The following is a 16,119-nucleotide window of genomic DNA, read 5'->3' as shown; positions in this document are numbered from 1 at the left end:
GGGGCGGATTTTTTTTGGGGTTGAGGTCTGGGGTGGTCGCCCTGGGCAACATGTTGCCTGAGCTGTGTGGACGTGTTTCGGTGCCAACCGACGCAGCCGACCGACATCGACGCCGGCAACTTCTTGTGCGGGTGAGTCGGTTTGGATTTTTGGTGGGTCGGGAACTTAGCGGTCACGACAGGAAGCACACATTGTGTGTCAGACATTCTTAGAAGGAGGGCGACCGTGGAGCTCACCGTGTGGGGCATCATCACTGCCATCGTTGTTGGTCTCATCGTCGGGGCGCTCGGCCGCCTGGTTGTTCCGGGCCGCCAGAACATGCCGATCTGGCTGCACCTGCTGATCGGTGTCGGTGCGGCTCTGCTGGGCACGGTGCTGGCGCGGGCGATGGGTATCGCGACCGAGACCGCTGGTATCGACTGGACCGAGCTGCTGGTGCAGGTCGTGGTGGCGGCGATCGCGGTCGCGCTGGTGGCCGGTGTGGGTGGCCGCCGCCGCGTCACCCGGTAACACCGCACACCCGTAGTACCGCAACACTTTCGAGGGGCGCTCGGCCATCAGGCCGAGCGCCCCTCGCTGTCGTGCCCGGACAGGTCGCCCGCTCCGGAAGCGCCATGTCCGAGGCGGCCGCAGTGTCGCCCGCGCCCGAGGGCGAGTGCCGACCGCGTCCCGCGCCAACATCGTGCTCGATCCTGGATGTAGTGGTCTTCGTCAGCCCGGATGCCACTACTTCATGGATGGAGCACGATCTTGGGTGCGCTACAGGACGGGCCCACTGGAGCGTGGGGGGCAAGACGCCGTTCGAGCAGTACCGCGGAGTCACGCCGGCCACGGCGCCCGCGCCGATCTTGCACTTTCTGCTGCGACATCCCGGGCATCCCACCCCCTATCGACGACCGAAAGTGCAAGATCGCGGGGCGGGGCGCGGGAGGTCCTGGTGGTCCGTGCCTGTGTTCACCAAGTCGTGACCGTCTGGGCGATCAAGTCGGTTTGGATTTTTGGTGGGTCGGGAACTTAACGGTCACGACAGGAAGCACACATTGTGTGTCAGACATTCTTAGAAGGAGGGCGACCGTGGAGCTCACCGTGTGGGGCATCATCACTGCCATCGTTGTTGGTCTCATCGTCGGGGCGCTCGGCCGCCTGGTTGTTCCGGGCCGCCAGAACATGCCGATCTGGCTGCACCTGCTGATCGGTGTCGGTGCGGCTCTGCTGGGCACGGTGCTGGCGCGGGCGATGGGTATCGCGACCGAGACCGCTGGTATCGACTGGACCGAGCTGCTGGTGCAGGTCGTGGTGGCCGCTATCGCGGTCGCGCTGGTGGCTGGTGTGGGTGGCCGCCGCCGCGTCACCCGGTAACAACCTGGCATCACCGCACCACTCGAAAGAGCGCCCGGCCAAACGGCTGGGCGCTCTTTCGTGACGTCAATGCCCGGGTTCGGCCCGGTTCCACGAGCAGCGGCACCGTCCACCTGCGGTACGGTCGCCACGCTTCGGCCTGCCCGCCCACTGTCGTAAAGGATTTCTTCGTACTAAGGTGCGGCGGAGAAGGTTAGTGCCAGGCGACGCGAGGGGAGAAGTGGCGTGAACAGGTGGAAGCGGTTGGCCCCGGTCACTGCCGTGGTGGCCTCGGTCGCCATGGTGTTGGGCGGCTGTGGGGGCTCCGGCGAGGAAGCGACCGACGACAGCAAGCTCACGGTCTGGATGATGGGCGAGGGTGGCGACGCCCAGAACGCCTTCCTCGACGGCGTGGAGACCGAGTTCCGGCAGAAGCACCCCGACACCGATGTGGTGGTGCAGTACATCCCCTGGCTGGAGGCGCCGAAGAAGTTCCAGGCCGCGCTGGCCGGCGGTGAGGGCCCGGACATCACCGAACTGGGCAACACCGAGACCCAGGGCTGGGCCGCGCAGGAGGCGCTCGCCGACGTCAGCGGTCGGATGGGTGGCTGGGCGGACGGCAAGGACCTGCTGCCCGACCTGGTACGCAACGCGCAGCTCGACGGCAAGCAGTACGGCGTCCCCTGGTACGCGGGCGTGCGGGCCATCTACTACCGCACCGACTGGTTCGCCGAGGCGGGCGTGCAGCCGCCGAAGACGTGGGACGAGTTGGTGACCGTCGCCAAGGCGGTGCAGGCCAAGAAGAAGGGCACCTACGGCATCGCGCTGCCGGGCAACTCCGAGCTGCCCTTCTACTCGTTCCTCTGGGGCGCGGGCGCGGAGATCGCCACCAACCAGGGCGGTGCGTGGAAGTCCGGCTACTCGACGCCGGAGGCGCAGCGGGCCGTCAAGTACTGGACCGACCTGGTCACGGTCCACAAGGTCGCCCCACCGGCCGCCGCCGGCTGGAACGAGATCGACGCGCGGACGCAGTTCGCCACCGGCAAGGCCGCGATGGCGTTCGCCGGTAGCTGGCAGCAGGCCGCCATCAAGAAGGACAACCCCGAGATCGAGAAGGTCTGGGGTACGTTCCCGATCCCCGGCCCGGACGGCAAGGCCGCGCCCGGTTTCGCCGGTGGCTCCGACGTGGCGATCTGGAAGGACAGCGAGCGGCAGGACCTCGCCTGGGACTACCTGACCGTGCTGCTGAACAAGAAGAACGCGCAGAGCTTCGCGAGCAGCCTCGGGTTCTTCCCCGTCTACAAGGACCTGGTCGCCAGCGACACGTACGCCAACGACAAGGTGATGGCGGCGTTCGCCACCACCATGCAGAACACCAAGCTCACGCCGCTCACCCCGAAGTGGGTGGAGGTCAGCCGGACGAAGACGGTGACCCAGGCGATGAACAGCTCGGTCATGAAGGGTCAGAAGACGGTCGAGAAGGCTACCGCCGACGCGGCCGGTGAGATGGAAAGCATCCTCAACTCCAAGTGACCACGCTGACCGAGGTGCCGGAGACGTCCGCCGCGCGGGAGAACCCTGCGCGGCGGCGTCGCCGGGTCGACCGCCTGCCCTACCTGCTGCTCCTGCCCGCCCTCGTCATCATCGGGGTGCTGCTGCTCTGGCCGCTCGGCCAGGTGGTGGCGATGTCCTTCTACCGGCTCAACAGCGTCCGGCAGTTGCGGGGCGACCGGGAGTGGCCGTGGGTGGGGCTCGGTAACTACACCGACATTCTCACGGATCCGTTCTTCCTGACCGTCCTGCGCAACACCGTGCTGTTCGCCGCGGCGAACGTGTTGCTCACAATGGTGCTGGGCACCCTGGTCGGACTGCTGCTCAACCGGCTCGGTCGCAAGATGGCGACCTTCGTGGCCAGTTGCGTGATGCTCGCCTGGGCCACCCCCGCGCTGACCGGCACGATCGTCTGGAAGTGGATCTTCGACGACACGAGTGGCCTGGTCACCTGGCTGTTCAACGCTCTGCCGGACGGACTCTCGAACGCCCTGTTCGGTCGTAGCGACTGGACCGGTTACGGCTGGTTCAACTCGCCGCTGCTGTTCTTCGCGATCCTCACGCTGGTGGTCGTGTGGCACTCGTTCCCGTTCATCGCGGTGAGCGTGCTCGCCGGCCTCAAGAGTGTGCCGAGTGAGTTGCACGAGGCGGCCCGGGTGGACGGCGCGAGCCCGTGGCGGGTCTTCTGGAAGATCACCTTCCCGCTGCTGCGCCCGGTCTTCGGGATCCTGATCGTGCTCTCCACCATCTGGGACTTCAAGGTCTTCACCCAGCAGTTCGTGCTGGCCGGTGGCACCCAGGACCGGCCGACGTTCATGCTCTCGATCTACTCGTACGCCGAGGCCTTCTCGCCGCCGCCGAAGTACGGGCTCGGCGCGGCCATCGCGGTGATCCTCACGCTGATCCTGCTCGTGGTCACCGGCTTCTACGTACGGATGGTGCTCAAGCAGGAGGACGAGTCGTGAAGAAGGTCGCCCTCAACGCCGCCGGGCTGCTGGTCGCGCTCTTCGCGGCCTTCCCGGTCTACTGGATGATCTCGACGTCGCTGAAGCCCAGCAACGAGATCTTCTCGGCCACCCCGCAGCCGGTGCCGACCCATCCGACGCTGGCGCACTACCGGGAGATCCTCACCGGCAACCTGATCCCCGGGGTGACCTTCCTCGACTTCTTCGTGAACAGCGCGATCGTCGCGGTGTCCACGGTGGTGCTCAGTGGGCTCGTCGCCCTGCTCGCGGCGACGGCGGTGGCCCGGTTCCGCTTCAAGCTCCGGACCAGCTTCCTGATCATGCTGCTGATCGTGCAGATGATCCCGTTGGAGGCGCTGGTCATCCCGCTGTTCCTGATGATCCAGCGGCTCGGGCTCTACAACACCCTGCCCAGCCTGATCCTCACGTACCTCGGCTTCTCGCTGCCGTTCGCGGTGTGGATGCTGCGCGGTTTCGTCGCGGCCGTGCCCAAGGAACTGGAGGAGGCGGCGGCCATCGACGGCGCGAGCCGGGCCCAGACGTTCCGGCGGGTGCTGTTCCCGCTCGTCGCGCCCGGCCTGGTCGCGACCAGCATCTTCTCGTTCATCACGGCGTGGAATGAGCTGATCTTCGCGTTGACGTTCATCAACGACCAGGGGCGCTACACCCTGCCGGTGGCGATGACCTTCTTCTTCGGCCGTGACGACACCAACTGGGGGCCGGTGATGGCCGCCTCCACGCTGTTCACCCTGCCGGTCATCATCTTCTTCCTGCTGGTGCAGCGGAAGATGGTCTCCGGCCTGGTGGCCGGAGCGGTCAAGGGCTGAGCGCAGGGCCGGTCGAGGGCCGCGCCGCCGCCGGTCGTCGTCCGGACCCCGCCTCGGCTCGACCGCCCGGTGAATCGGCTCGACCGCCCGGTGAATCGGCTCGACCCCCCTGCGAGGCAGACCCTAGGCTGGCCGTCATGGCAGGCAGGGTGGCAGCGGTGAACCTCGGCATCGTGACCGAGGCGGAGTGGGCCGGCGACGCGAGCGGTCGCAGCGGCATCGACAAGCGGCCTGTCGACGGGCCGGTGTCGCTGCTGACCGGCGGCCTGGCCGGTGACTTCATCGGCGAGCGGGCCCACCACGGCGGGCCGGACAAGGCCGTCTACGCGTACGCCGAGGAGGACGCCGCGTGGTGGTCGGCCGAGATGGGCCGGTCGATCCGTCCGGGCGGCTTCGGGGAGAACCTGACCACCTACGCCGTCGACGTGACCGGCGCGGTCATCGGTGAACAGTGGGCGGTGGGCACGGCGGTGCTCCAGGTGACCATGCCGCGCACCCCGTGCACCACGTTCGCCGGCTTCTGGGGCGTACCGGATCTGATCAAGCGGTTCACGGTCCGGGCCACCCCGGGGGCGTACCTGCGGGTGCTGCGCGAGGGCGAGGTGGGCGCCGGCGATCCGGTCGAGGTGGTGGAACGGCCCGCGCACGGGGTGACCATCGGCGAGGTGTTCCGGGCGACCAGCCTGGAGCCGGAGCTGCTGCCCCGCCTGCTCGACGCGGACGACCTGCCGGAGCCGATCCGGGACAACGTCCGCCGCCGCCTCGCCGCCCGTTAGCCGACGTCGAGGGCGCGAGCGCCCATCCGTCGTTCTGAACGCGGTCTTCCATTCTCATTATCGATAGTGATACCGTTCGGTCGTGGAGATGTCGAGAGAGCGCTGGGCGGACCTGGCGCTGCATCCGGTGCGGATCCGGATCCTGCGTGCGGTCGCGGGCACGCGCCTGACCACCCAAGGGCTGCTTGAGCTGCTGCCCGATGTCCCGCAGGCCACGATGTACCGGCACCTGGCGATCCTGGTCAGGGCAGGGCTGGTCGAGGTGGTTGACGAACGCAGGGTTCGCGGCACCGTCGAGCGGGTGTACGCGTTGCCCGCGCACGGCGCGACGCTCGACCCGGCGGCCCTCGCCACGGCTACGCGGGAGGACCACGCGCGTTACTTCACGGCGTTCATGTCGAGCCTGCTGTCGGAGTTCTCCCGCTATCTCGCCCGGGAGCGGATCGACTTCGCCGCCGACGGTGTGGGCTACCAGCAACTCGTGCTGCACCTGACCGACGCCGAACTGGGCGAGTTCGCCGCCGGTCTCAACGCACTGGTTGGCCCGTTGCTCGGCAACCAGCCCGGCGGTGAACGGATCCCGCGACTGTTGGCGACCGTTCTGCTGCCCACCGATCTGCCGACGACCGACAGGCGTACGCCTGCGCCGACGGACGACTCCGACACGACGAAAGGGGATGACTGATGGCATCGGTCATGGTGACCAACGATGTGATCGACATTCGGTTCACCGGATGGGAGCGGGTCTGGGTCGGGCGGGAGCAGTTCGCACTGCCCCTCACCGCGGTGCGGCACGTCGCCCTGGTGGACAACCCGCTCCGTCTGGCCCGTGGTGCCCGCCGCGGATACGTGGTGTCCGGCTTCGCCAAGATCGGAGTATGGGGCCTGTACGGCGGTCCTCGGCAGCTCGTGGCAGCCCGCCGGGCGGAACCGGGACTGCACCTCGTTCTGGACCGGGCGTCGGCAGGCGGCGAGTTCGACCAGGTGGTGCTCTCCAGCCCGGCCGCGCCAGGCCTCGTGGAGACGATCACGCGTGCCATGGCGGCCCGCGCGTGACCGGCGACCACCTCGCGATCGAGGTGTCGTGCCTGACAAAGCGCTACGGTGACGTGACCGCCGTGCAGGATCTGAGCTTCACCGTGCAGCCCGGTGTGGTCACCGGATTCCTCGGCCCGAACGGCGCCGGCAAGACCACCACGATGCGCATGATGACCGGGCTGGTGTCGCCGACCAGTGGCACCGCCACGATCGGCGGGCTGCCGTACGGCCAACTGGCCCGGCCCTCGCGCACTGTCGGCGCCGTGTTCGACGCCAACGCGTTCCACCCTGGACACACCGCCCGCGACCACCTGCGCGTCTACGCCGCGATGGGCGGATATCCGGACAGCCGGGTCACCACCCTGCTCGACCTTCTCGGCCTCGCCGAGGCCGCGCACCGTCGCACCCGAGGATTCTCCACGGGCAGCCCGGTCTGGACACCGAGGCCGGCCTCCGCGCGATCCTCGGCATTCTCGGCTACACCGCGTTCGTGCCGGCCGCCGCCGGGGCCCTGGCGGTCACCTCCGAGTACCGACACCGCACCGCCGCGGTCACCTTTCTCTTCGCTCCGCGCCGTGGGCGGGTGCTCGCCGCCAAACTCGCCACGTACGCGGTCGTCGGCCTCGCGTACGGGCTCGTTCTCGCGGGCACCGCCGCGGTGGCGCTGTTCGCTGTCGCCGCCGCCCGCGACGTCCCACTCGGTCTGCCAGCCTCCACGGTGCTGGCGCTGCTCGGCCGTATCGCCGTCGCGATGGTGGTCTACCTGCTCCTCGGGGCCGGGATGGGCGCCCTCATCCACCACCAGATCGCGGCGCTGTGCGTCGTGATCGGCTATCTGTACGTGGGGGAGCCGGTGCTGATGATGATCCCGGGCGTCAACACGCTCTACCCGATCCTGCCCGGCGGAGCCACCGCCGCGCTGACCGATTTCACCTACGTCGCCGACGCCATCTCCACGGAAGTCGGCAGCGGCACCGTCAACCTGCTCCCACCGGCGGCCGGCGCTCTCCTGCTCACCGCGTACGCGGTGGCCGCCTCGGCGATCGCCCTGTTGCTGCCCCTGCGTCGAGACGTCACGTGACCGGCTGAAGGCGACGGGGCTGACCGTGTTGCCGGGGCGACGGGCCAGCGTTGGGGTGGCCCGCGGTCGCCAAGAACCGGATGACGGGGCTGAGGGCCTGCCGTTGCCCGTATCGTCCCCCTTGAGGGCATGCGGTGGAGGCCGGGTGAAGCGCGATGTCGATGGCTACGGACGGCGGCGCCATGGCAGCGGCGCCCGATCCGGCGCTGGAGCGTCCGGCGTTCCTGGAGCTCTTCTTCGACCTCGTCTACGTCTTCGCGCTGGTCACCTTGGCGACGATCCTGGCCAACGACCTGACCTGGACCGGCGTCGCCAAGGTGTTGGTGCTGCTGCTCGCGTTCGCGATGGTCTGGGCGCTGAGCGTGTGGACCGCGGACACCATCGACCTGACCAGTCCATCCGGGCAGGGGCATCTCACCTCGGTGGCGGCGGCCAGCCTGCTGTTGGCGGCGGCCGCAGCCGAGGCGTACGGCGATCGCGCGCTGCTCTTCGCGATCACCTTCGTGTTCATCCCCCTCAGCACGACCGCCTACTACGCAGTTGTCGTCTCGAGGGGCCGGCCCCTGCGGCGGTCGAGCATCCGGATCCAGACCTGGAAGTGCGTCACCGGCGTCGGCTGGATCGCCGGAGCGCTCGTCGGCGGCTCGGGCCAGCTGTCGATCTGGGCGCTCGCGATCGTCGTCGAATACGTCGGGGCGGTGTGCGGCTGGCCGCTGCCCCGGATCGGTCGCTCACGACCGGGGGACTGGCGGCTGGTCCACGCGCGGGTGGCCGAGCGCTACCGGCAGTTCGTCATCATCGCGCTCGGGGTGTCGATCTTCGTGACCGGGACGACCTTCAGCCGGAGCGATTACACGCTGGCGAGGGCCTGGGCGCTGCTCGTGGTGTTCAGCACTGTGGTGCTGATGTGGCGGATCTACATCTACCGCGCCGGTGAGCTGCTGACCGAGGCGATCGTCAGGTCGACCGACCCGGCGTTGCTCACCCAGTCCGCCGCGATCACCCATCTGATCATGGTGGCCGGCATCGCCGGGGCGGCGGTAACCAGCGACCTCGTGGTGAATCGACCGTTGGGCGAGACCCCGCCGTCGTGGGCCGCGGTCATCCTCGGCAGCCCCGCGTTGTACCTGATCGGCCGGGGCCTGCTCGACTTCACCGTGTTCGGACGCATCTCGCGGTCCCGGCTGGCCGGCGTGCTGCTGCTGGGGTGCCTGGCGCCGGCCACGCCCGTGCTTCCGCCGATCCTGGTCGCGCTGCTCGCCATGATCGTGCTGGCCCTGATCGCCGTGGCGAACCTGGCCAGCACCCGACGACACACGCGTGCGCCGGCGCCGCCGATGCTGGGGTGAGACTCCGCGCGGTGGGTGGGGCGATCCCTCACCGGGCCGGCGCGGTGACCTCGGCCCGTCTGCGACGGGCGGCCAGCCCCTCCCCGGCCAGGGTGAGCAGCAGGACCAGGTTCGCCACCACCAGGACGGCCAACGGCGGCAGCCGGAACGTGCCGGGCGCGACAAGCGCGCACAGCAGCACGACCGCCAGCAGCACGATCGCCAGCACCCGGGACCAGAGGATCCGCGCCGTCACCACGGCGTCGAACAGCACGCTGCCGAGCAGGAACAACGCCGGTCCGCCGAGAATGGCGGCCATCACGTCCGCCGGGGCGTGACCGGACGGCCGGGCGATGACCATCGAGGTGCCGGTCGAGACCAGCACCACGCCGGCCACCATCACCAGGTGGGTGTACGAGGTGGAGGTGCCGGAGCGGACCCGCTCCACCGTCGTGACGCTCGGTGGGGCCAGGATTCGCCGGACGCGCTGGAAGTAGAGCTGGAACACCAGCACCGCGCTGACGAACGCGACCGCGCTGGCGGTCACCTGACCGGCGGTGAACCCGCTGCCGGCCAGCCCCGTGCCGATGCTCAGGATCAACTCGCCGAGCGCGACGATGAAGATCGCCCGGTGCCGCTCGGAGAGGTGCACCCCGGTGAAGATCTGGCTGGCGAGTTCGGTACGCCCCAGCCCCGGCGTCGGCCAGCCGAACCGGGCCGAGCCGAGGTCGACCGCCACCGCGAGCGACCACAGCGCCAGCCGGGCCGTCCCGTCCACGAACACCCCGGCCACCCACGGGGTCACGGTGACGCCGAACCAGAAGAAGACCCGGATGCTCCGGGCCTGGATCGGGCGGTTGATCCGGGTGCCGGGGATCAGGACGGCGTCACGGACCAGGTGGATGCCGAAGTACGCGGCGACGAAGAGCCACCCGTACCGGCCGAAGGCGTGTGGTGTCGCGATGGCCATCAGCAGGGCGCCGAGCATGACCAGCAGGACGGTCGCCTGGATGATCGGCAGCCGGGGGTTGAACAGGTCGGTGAGCCAGGCCGTGAGCACCCAGACCCACCAGGCGGCCAGCAGCAGGACGGCGGTCTGCGCCGCGTTCCGGATGCTGAGGTCATCACCCAGGCTGGCGGAGAGTCGGGAGAGCAGGAAGATGTAGACCAGGTCGAAGAAGAGTTCCAGGAAGGTCGGATATTCCGGCTCGCCCCGACGGCGAAGGATCCGGGGGAGGGGAGCGGACGTCATCGCGGCTGCCTCCTGTGCCACCCCGCGCCCGCCCGAGCGCCGCGCCCCGGCTCTGCCTACCCCTCACGCTACCGACAGCGCGGCACCTGGTGGCCCGGAAGCGGATACGGCGACGGCCCCCCGCCGACAGTGGCGGGGGGCCGTTCTCAGCAGCGGGTGATCAGCGCAGCCAGGGGATGTTGCGGTCGAGCAGACCGCGCTCCTTGAGCTCCTTGCGCAGCGGGATCTCGTCGTCGACGTACCCGTCCCAGTTGATGCCCCAGTAGTTGGCGGTGTGGGTGCCCTCACCGATCAGCTGGCGCTGCACGGGCGTGCGGTTGCGGTACCACTCGCCGTTCACGTCGGGGTGCAGCTCGTCCAGCGGACGGATCCACCGGTAGGTGTAGCCGACGAAGAGCATCTTGCGGGTGATGGTCGACAGGTTCGTCGAGCGCGAGTGCCACTGCCGGCGGTCGAAGATGAACGCGTCGCCCGGGTTGGCGGTGATCTCCACCGTGCCCTCCGGGTCGGGGTTCTGCACCGTGAGGTCCGCCGGCCGGGACAGCGAGTTCTTCAGGTGGCTGCCCGGGATGACCTTGGTGGCGCCGCGGCCGGTCTCCGACAGGTCGGACAGCACGTACGCGACCTTCAGCGAGAACATCGGGCGGGGCAGGTTCGGGTCCATCGTCTCCGGGTCGGAGTTCTGCCGGTACCCGTCCTGGTGCCAACCCCAGTACGGCTTCTCCGGCTCGGCGGCCGGCGGGGTGACGTCCAGGTGGTTGTGGTGGGTGTAGATGTTCCAGCCGGCCAGCCCCCACATGTACGGGAAGGCGATCGGGTGGGTCAGCAGCTCACCGAAGAGCTCGTCGCGCTCCAGGAAGCCCAGCAGGTGCAGGGTGCCGTCCTTCTTGGTGGTGCCCTTGGCCTGCTCCTCCGCGTAGACGCGGTCGACAGCCGCCTCCAGCGCCGCCCGGTGGTCCTCCGTCAGGACGTTGCGCAGCAGGAGGAAGCCCTGCTCGTGGAACTCCTTGCGGTCAGTGTCGCTGATCGGTTCGTAGCCGGTCCGGTCGCCGTAATCGAACACCGCGTCGTACCCCTCCCCATGAGGTGAAACCATTTCTGGCACAGGCCGCCGATCGTAACGCGAGTGCCGGGGCGGTGGGAGGGCGAGCGGCGACGGTACGGCCCGGGGTCGGACCGCGTGCAGCGGGACCGGTGCGGCGAGTCACATTTACGTGATCATCGGGTGATTCTGCGGCTGTTTGTCCGATTGTGCGGTCACTGCCGGTTAAGAGATCCGGGCTCGGTCAGCCCTCGGCGAATACCTCGGCCACCACCTGGCCGGCGGGGCCCTGTTCGCCGGTCACCTGGCCCCAGGTGCCGTTGCGAGCGGTCCACTCCAGGTTGCCGAAACGGACCCGCTTCACCCCGTGGTCCTGGGCGTGCGAGACCAGCCAGTGCGCGTACCGCCAGCCGTCGCGCTGGCCCTGCGCGGTCACCGCCAGCCCTGTCTGGCTGGCCTCTTCGGCGCTCGACACACCCCAGTCCAGCGCCAGGTTGCGGGTCAGCTGCGCGGCCGCCGCCGCGCCGTGCATCACCGGGGTACGCCCCACCGTGCAGGCCACCGCCTCGGTCGCGTCGCCGAGCAGGGCCTTGGTGAGCACCTCGGAATCGTCGGCCCACTTCTGGTACGCCTCGGGGAACGCCGAGCGCTGCACCCGCTGGGCGGCATCGGTGACCCGCATCTTCTCCCAGCCGCGCACCTTCTTGAGCGCCTTGTAGAACCTGTTCGCCGCGTACCGGGGGTCACGGATCTGCTCCGGCGTGCCCCACCCCTTGCTCGGGCGCTGCTGGAACAGCCCGAGCGAGTCGCGGTCACCGTGGTCGAGGTTGCGCAGCCCCGACTCCTGGTACGCGGTGGCCAGCGCGACCACCACGGCGCGCTCGGGCATGCCGCGCTGGACGCCGATCGCCGCGATGGTGGCCGCGTTCGCCATCTGCTCCACGTCCAGGACCACCCTGCCGTCGGCCTGGACCGTGCAGGTGCGTCCCGCCAGTGGCAGCCGCAGTTCGTCCCCAACCCGCTTCAGGACGAGCCAGATCGCGATCACGGCGACGAGGATGAGCACCACTCCGCCCGCCACGGCAGCCCGAGTTCGCACCCACACCTCCTGATCGACAGTTCGACAAGCGTACGTCCCCGCCGGCGTCATCCGGGCCGTTCGACCGGTTCGGGCTTCGCTCAGCCGTCGCGCGCCGATCGGGACGTTCCCCCTGACGCGCGGAACTCACCTGCGGAGGGAGATCGTGTCTGCCGCGTCACCCGTCGTCAACAGCCGGAAGAGAATGCCTGGCCAGGACCTTTCCCGGTTGACACGTCAATCGGACGTGCCAGCGCCGAGGAGGAATTCGATGGGAACGCTGGACGGCAAGGTGGTACTCGTGACCGGCACGGGCGGTGGTCTGGGGCGCGTCGCGGCGCTGACCTTCGCCCGCGAGGGCGCGAAGGTCGTCGGGGCCGACATCCAGGTGGACGGCAACAACGAGACGGTCGACCTCGTCCGGGCCGCCGGTGGGGAGATGACGAGCGTCGCGCCCGTCGACCTGACCGACCCGGAACAGGTCCGTCAGCTCGTCGAGGACGCCGTGGCCGCGTACGGGGGGCTCGACGTCGTCTACAACAACGCGGCCGCGCTGCGCTTCGGCCCCCTGCCGGACTTCTCGGTCGACGACTGGCGGTACACGATCGCCGGTGAACTCGACATTCCGTACCTGGTGTCGAAGTTCGCCTGGCCGTACCTCGTCCGGCGCGGGGGCGGCGTCATCATCAACGCGGCCTCGATGGCCGGGATGATCGCAGGTCACGTCCCGCCGATGGTCGGCCACACGGCGGCGAACGCCGGCATCATCGGCATGACCCGCCAGCTCGCGCTCGAAGGGGCACCGCACGGCATCCGGGCGGTGGCGGTCAGCCCCGGACCCATCCTCACCCCGGCCAGTGAACGCGACCTGGGGGACGACCAGGAGGCCCGGGACGCGATCACGGCGAAGACGCTGCTCAAGCGCTTCGCCCGCCCCGAGGAGGTCGCCGAGCTGGTGGTCTTCCTCGCCTCGGACCGGGCGTCGTACATCACCGGCGCCAACTACGCGGTCGACGGTGGCGCGACGGCGTGGTGACCCTTCGGGGCGCCGCCGCAGCCGGCCGACGTCCGCGGTCCTACCCGGCCTGGTCACCGCGTTCGGCGTCCAGAGCGGCCACCCATCGCGGCGACCTCTTCTCCCGGAACGCCGTGACCCCCTCGCGGCCCTCGTCGGAGAGGAAGTAGCCGGTCGAGAGCGCGGCGAGACGGGCCAGGTCACCGCGCAGCTCGGCGGTGCCCGGCCGGCGCAGCAGATCCTTCGCGCCGGCCAGCGCGCCGGGCGCGCCGCGGACCAGGGAGTCGCAGTAGCCCCGCACCACGTCGTCCAGCTCCTGGGCCGGCACCGAGGCCGTCACCAGGCCGACCTCGACGGCACGCCGCCCGTCGAAGGTGTTCCCGGTCAGGTACAGCTCGGCGGCGGCGCGGGGGTGCAGCCGGGGCAGCACGGTCGCCGAGATCACCGCCGGGATCACCCCGATGCGGACCTCGGTGAACGCGAACGTCGCCTCGTCGGCGCAGACCGCGAGATCGGCGGCGGCGATGAGGCCGAGTCCGCCGGCCCGCGCGGGCCCGGCGACCCGGGCCAGGATCGGCTTCGGGCACTCCCAGAGCGCCGCCAGCACGTCGCCCAGCATGCCGGCGGGCACGGTTCCGCTGGCGTACGCCGCGGCGGTCTCCTTCAGGTCCGCGCCGGAGCAGAAGACCGGCCCGGTGTGGTCGAGCACGATCACCCGGACCGCGTCGTCGGCCACCGCGTCCGTCAGCCCCGCCAGCAACTGGGTCATCAGGGCGGTGGAGAGCGCGTTGCGGTTGTGCGGGCTGTCCAGGGTGAGGGTGGTCACCCCACGGGCCGTGGCGACCCGCACGAGCACGTCGGGAGAGGTCATGCCGGGCACACTAGTGGCCATGCCCGGCGTCCTTCCAGATGGTGAGACCGTCCCCGGCGACGGATCGTTGCCCGCCACCGCCACCACGGCGGTCGGCGCGCGCGGCTTCGGCGTGTACGTCCACGTCCCGTTCTGCGCCAGTCGCTGCGGCTACTGCGACTTCAACACGTACACGGCCGCCGAGCTGGGTGGGGGCGCGAGCCGCGAGGCGTACGCCGACACCGTGCTGGCCGAGCTGGCGCTCGCCGCCCGGGTGCTCGGCGACAACCCGCCACCCCGCGTCGACACCGTCTTCGTCGGTGGCGGCACGCCCACCCTGCTCCCCGCCGACGACCTGGCCCGCATCCTCGAGGGCATCGACCGCACCTGGGGGCTCGCCGCCGACGCCGAGGTGACCACCGAGGCGAATCCGGAGTCGGTCACACCGGAGTCGCTGAAGCTGCTGCGCACGGCCGGCTACACCCGGATCTCGCTGGGCATGCAGTCCGCGTCGCCCGGTGTGCTGGCGATCCTGGACCGTAAACACAGCGCCGGCCGGGCCACCGCCGCCGCCCTCGAGGCGCGCGAGGCCGGGTTCGACCACGTCAACCTGGACCTGATCTACGGCACGCCGGGGGAACGGGCCGAGGACTTCGCCGGCACGCTGGAGCAGGTCGTCGACGCCGGGGTCGACCACGTCAGCGCGTACGCCCTCATCGTGGAGGACGGCACCCGGCTCGCCGCGCGGATGAAGCGCGGCGAGGTGCCGTACCCCAGTGACGACGTGGCGGCGGACCGCTACCTGGCCGCGGAGGCCGCCCTCGACGCGGCCGGCCTCTCCTGGTACGAGGTGTCCAACTGGGCGCGCGCCGACGAGGCCCGGTGCCGGCACAACCTGCTCTACTGGACCGGCGCCGACTGGTGGGGCCTGGGCCCGGGCGCGCACAGCCACGTCGGCGGGGTGCGCTGGTGGAACGTGAAGCACCCCACCACGTACGCCCAGCGGCTGGCGGCCGGCGCGTCACCCGGCCTGGCCCGCGAGGTGCTGACCACGGACGAGGCGCACATGGAGGACGTGATGCTCCGGCTGCGGCTCGCCAGCGGACTGCCGCTGGGGGTGCTCGACGACGCCGGCCGGGCCGGTGCCGCGCGGGCCCTCGCCGACGGTCTGCTGGACGCCGAGAGGTACGCCGCCGGACGGGCGGTCCTCACCCTGCGCGGCCGGCTGCTCGCCGACGCGGTCGTGCGGGACCTGCTGCCCTGAGCCGGACGCCCGCCCGGCCGGCGGCGGTGTGCCGGACCGGCCGGGGGAGCGGCCGGCCCGGATCACTTGATGAGGTTGGCGGAGAGCGGGTAGCGGTAGAGCTGCCCCTCGTTGGCCTTGATGCCGGCGAGGATGCCGCACACGGCTCCGAGCACGACGGCCGCCACGACGCCGATGAAGCCGATGAAGATGCAGGACAGCACCCAGCCGACCAGGCCGACGATCGACCAGACGAGCTGGAAGTTGAGCGCCGACACGGCGTGCGCCCGGACGGTCGGGGACTGGCTGCCCCGGGCCAGCAACGCCACCAGCGGGGCGATCCAGCCGAGCACGCCCGCGCTGATGATCATCCCGGCCGCGCCGCCGAAGTGGGCGACGAGCGCCCAGGTCTTGTCCTCGTTGTTGGCGTAACCGCCGCCGGGGCCGCCGTACGCGCCGCCGGTCGGATACCCGCCAGTCGTGCCACCCGGCGGGGGGTAACCCCCTGGTGGGGGGTAGCCGCCCGGCGGAGGGTAGCCGCCCGACGGCGGTTGGTCACCGGTGGGCGGCGGATAGCCACCGGCTGGGGGATAGCCGCCCGGGCCGGGCGCCCCGGACAGTGGTGCGGTGGGCGGCTCGGCCGACGAGGACGAGCCGGGGAGATTCGGCTCCGGCGGGTAGTTGCCGGGGTCTCCCGCGCCGGGAGGGCGAGGTGGTTCAGTCATGGTTGTCACG

Annotated in this window: 17 protein-coding genes and 1 pseudogene; 13 read left to right on the top strand and 5 right to left on the bottom strand. The window is 70.2% G+C overall.

Going from position 1 to position 16,119, the window contains the following annotated elements; all coding sequences use genetic code 11:
* The first annotated feature begins 225 nt into the window (after window positions 1–225).
* From AB0B55_RS31140 to AB0B55_RS31090, 11 genes and pseudogenes are all read left to right on the top strand, one after another.
* A complete protein-coding gene (locus tag AB0B55_RS31140; RefSeq protein ID WP_053656080.1) occupies window positions 226–510 on the top strand; it encodes a transglycosylase in 285 nt (94 codons plus the stop codon).
* A gap of 564 nt (window positions 511–1,074) precedes the next feature.
* On the top strand, window positions 1,075–1,359 hold the full coding sequence (locus AB0B55_RS31135; protein WP_053656080.1) for a transglycosylase: 285 nt from the start codon (window positions 1,075–1,077) through the stop codon (window positions 1,357–1,359).
* Between the two features lie 225 nt (window positions 1,360–1,584).
* Complete coding sequence (locus tag AB0B55_RS31130) at window positions 1,585–2,871, top strand: sugar ABC transporter substrate-binding protein (RefSeq protein WP_355053196.1); 1,287 nt, start codon at window positions 1,585–1,587, stop codon at window positions 2,869–2,871.
* A complete protein-coding gene (locus AB0B55_RS31125; protein ID WP_357133207.1) occupies window positions 2,868–3,854 on the top strand; it encodes a sugar ABC transporter permease in 987 nt (328 codons plus the stop codon). The genes AB0B55_RS31130 and AB0B55_RS31125 overlap by 4 nt, the downstream gene beginning before the upstream one ends.
* A complete protein-coding gene (locus AB0B55_RS31120) occupies window positions 3,851–4,681 on the top strand; it encodes a carbohydrate ABC transporter permease (protein WP_357133209.1) in 831 nt (276 codons plus the stop codon). Before AB0B55_RS31125 ends, AB0B55_RS31120 begins: the two co-directional genes overlap by 4 nt.
* Before the next feature lie 137 nt (window positions 4,682–4,818).
* On the top strand, window positions 4,819–5,457 hold the full coding sequence (locus AB0B55_RS31115; protein WP_357133211.1) for an MOSC domain-containing protein: 639 nt from the start codon (window positions 4,819–4,821) through the stop codon (window positions 5,455–5,457).
* A gap of 88 nt (window positions 5,458–5,545) precedes the next feature.
* Window positions 5,546–6,142: a helix-turn-helix domain-containing protein gene (locus AB0B55_RS31110; RefSeq protein ID WP_357133366.1), complete on the top strand. Its 597-nt coding sequence runs from the start codon at window positions 5,546–5,548 to the stop codon at window positions 6,140–6,142.
* Window positions 6,142–6,513, top strand: a complete 372-nt coding sequence (locus tag AB0B55_RS31105) for a hypothetical protein (protein ID WP_179780533.1) — start codon at window positions 6,142–6,144, stop codon at window positions 6,511–6,513. Before AB0B55_RS31110 ends, AB0B55_RS31105 begins: the two co-directional genes overlap by 1 nt.
* Window positions 6,510–6,860, top strand: a pseudogene (locus AB0B55_RS31100) (ATP-binding cassette domain-containing protein); the annotation flags it as partial. The gene AB0B55_RS31105 and the pseudogene AB0B55_RS31100, both read left to right, overlap by 4 nt.
* A 125-nt stretch (window positions 6,861–6,985) precedes the next feature.
* Window positions 6,986–7,576: an ABC transporter permease gene (locus tag AB0B55_RS31095; protein ID WP_357133383.1), complete on the top strand. Its 591-nt coding sequence runs from the start codon at window positions 6,986–6,988 to the stop codon at window positions 7,574–7,576.
* Window positions 7,577–7,731: 155 nt separating this feature from the next.
* Window positions 7,732–8,925 (top strand): low temperature requirement protein A, encoded by a 1,194-nt coding sequence (locus tag AB0B55_RS31090; protein WP_357133215.1) that lies wholly within the window; start codon window positions 7,732–7,734, stop codon window positions 8,923–8,925.
* A 28-nt stretch (window positions 8,926–8,953) separates the two neighbouring features.
* Here AB0B55_RS31090 and AB0B55_RS31085 read toward each other — a convergent pair whose 3' ends face one another.
* From AB0B55_RS31085 to AB0B55_RS31075, 3 genes are all read right to left on the bottom strand, one after another.
* Window positions 8,954–10,156: a low temperature requirement protein A gene (locus AB0B55_RS31085; RefSeq protein ID WP_357133217.1), complete on the bottom strand. Its 1,203-nt coding sequence runs from the start codon at window positions 10,154–10,156 to the stop codon at window positions 8,954–8,956.
* 160 nt (window positions 10,157–10,316) lie between these two features.
* Complete coding sequence (locus AB0B55_RS31080) at window positions 10,317–11,219, bottom strand: phytanoyl-CoA dioxygenase family protein (RefSeq protein WP_238649186.1); 903 nt, start codon at window positions 11,217–11,219, stop codon at window positions 10,317–10,319.
* A 223-nt stretch (window positions 11,220–11,442) separates the two neighbouring features.
* Entirely contained in the window at window positions 11,443–12,303 is an 861-nt protein-coding gene (locus AB0B55_RS31075) for a hypothetical protein (protein WP_357175655.1), read from the bottom strand.
* Window positions 12,304–12,547: 244 nt separating this feature from the next.
* On the opposite strand from AB0B55_RS31075, the gene AB0B55_RS31070 reads away from it, so the two are divergent.
* Window positions 12,548–13,312, top strand: coding sequence for an SDR family NAD(P)-dependent oxidoreductase (locus AB0B55_RS31070; RefSeq protein ID WP_357133222.1), 765 nt, complete (start codon window positions 12,548–12,550; stop codon window positions 13,310–13,312).
* 40 nt (window positions 13,313–13,352) lie between these two features.
* On the opposite strand, the gene AB0B55_RS31065 is transcribed toward AB0B55_RS31070, so the two are convergent.
* On the bottom strand, window positions 13,353–14,162 hold the full coding sequence (locus tag AB0B55_RS31065; protein WP_357133224.1) for an enoyl-CoA hydratase-related protein: 810 nt from the start codon (window positions 14,160–14,162) through the stop codon (window positions 13,353–13,355).
* Between the two features lie 19 nt (window positions 14,163–14,181).
* On the opposite strand from AB0B55_RS31065, the gene hemW reads away from it, so the two are divergent.
* Window positions 14,182–15,405 carry a radical SAM family heme chaperone HemW gene (hemW, locus tag AB0B55_RS31060; protein WP_357175715.1) on the top strand — a complete coding sequence of 408 codons (1,224 nt, stop codon included), beginning with the start codon at window positions 14,182–14,184 and terminating at the stop codon, window positions 15,403–15,405.
* 62 nt (window positions 15,406–15,467) lie between these two features.
* On the opposite strand, the gene AB0B55_RS31055 is transcribed toward hemW, so the two are convergent.
* On the bottom strand, window positions 15,468–16,109 hold the full coding sequence (locus AB0B55_RS31055) for a DUF4870 domain-containing protein (protein WP_357133226.1): 642 nt from the start codon (window positions 16,107–16,109) through the stop codon (window positions 15,468–15,470).
* Window positions 16,110–16,119 lie beyond the last annotated feature (10 nt).

The sequence above is a fragment of the Micromonospora sp. NPDC049107 genome (genome assembly GCF_040648595.1).
Lineage (GTDB): Bacteria > Actinomycetota > Actinomycetes > Mycobacteriales > Micromonosporaceae > Micromonospora.
The sequence above is the reverse complement of the archived record's forward strand: the minus strand, read 5'-3'. Positions and strand labels throughout refer to the sequence as shown.

Excerpts from the sequence above, each read along its gene's own strand:
- AB0B55_RS31115 (WP_357133211.1), top strand. The coding sequence starts at position 4,819 with ATGGCAGGCAGGGTGGCAGCGGTGAACCTCGGCATCGTGACCGAGGCG.
- hemW (WP_357175715.1), top strand. The coding sequence starts at position 14,182 with ATGCCCGGCGTCCTTCCAGATGGTGAGACCGTCCCCGGCGACGGATCG.
- AB0B55_RS31070 (WP_357133222.1), top strand. The coding sequence starts at position 12,548 with ATGGGAACGCTGGACGGCAAGGTGGTACTCGTGACCGGCACGGGCGGT.
- AB0B55_RS31105 (WP_179780533.1), top strand. The coding sequence starts at position 6,142 with ATGGCATCGGTCATGGTGACCAACGATGTGATCGACATTCGGTTCACC.
- AB0B55_RS31090 (WP_357133215.1), top strand. The coding sequence starts at position 7,732 with ATGTCGATGGCTACGGACGGCGGCGCCATGGCAGCGGCGCCCGATCCG.
- AB0B55_RS31110 (WP_357133366.1), top strand. The coding sequence starts at position 5,546 with ATGTCGAGAGAGCGCTGGGCGGACCTGGCGCTGCATCCGGTGCGGATC.
- AB0B55_RS31065 (WP_357133224.1), bottom strand. The coding sequence starts at position 14,162 with ATGACCTCTCCCGACGTGCTCGTGCGGGTCGCCACGGCCCGTGGGGTG.
- AB0B55_RS31085 (WP_357133217.1), bottom strand. The coding sequence starts at position 10,156 with ATGACGTCCGCTCCCCTCCCCCGGATCCTTCGCCGTCGGGGCGAGCCG.
- AB0B55_RS31055 (WP_357133226.1), bottom strand. The coding sequence starts at position 16,109 with ATGACTGAACCACCTCGCCCTCCCGGCGCGGGAGACCCCGGCAACTAC.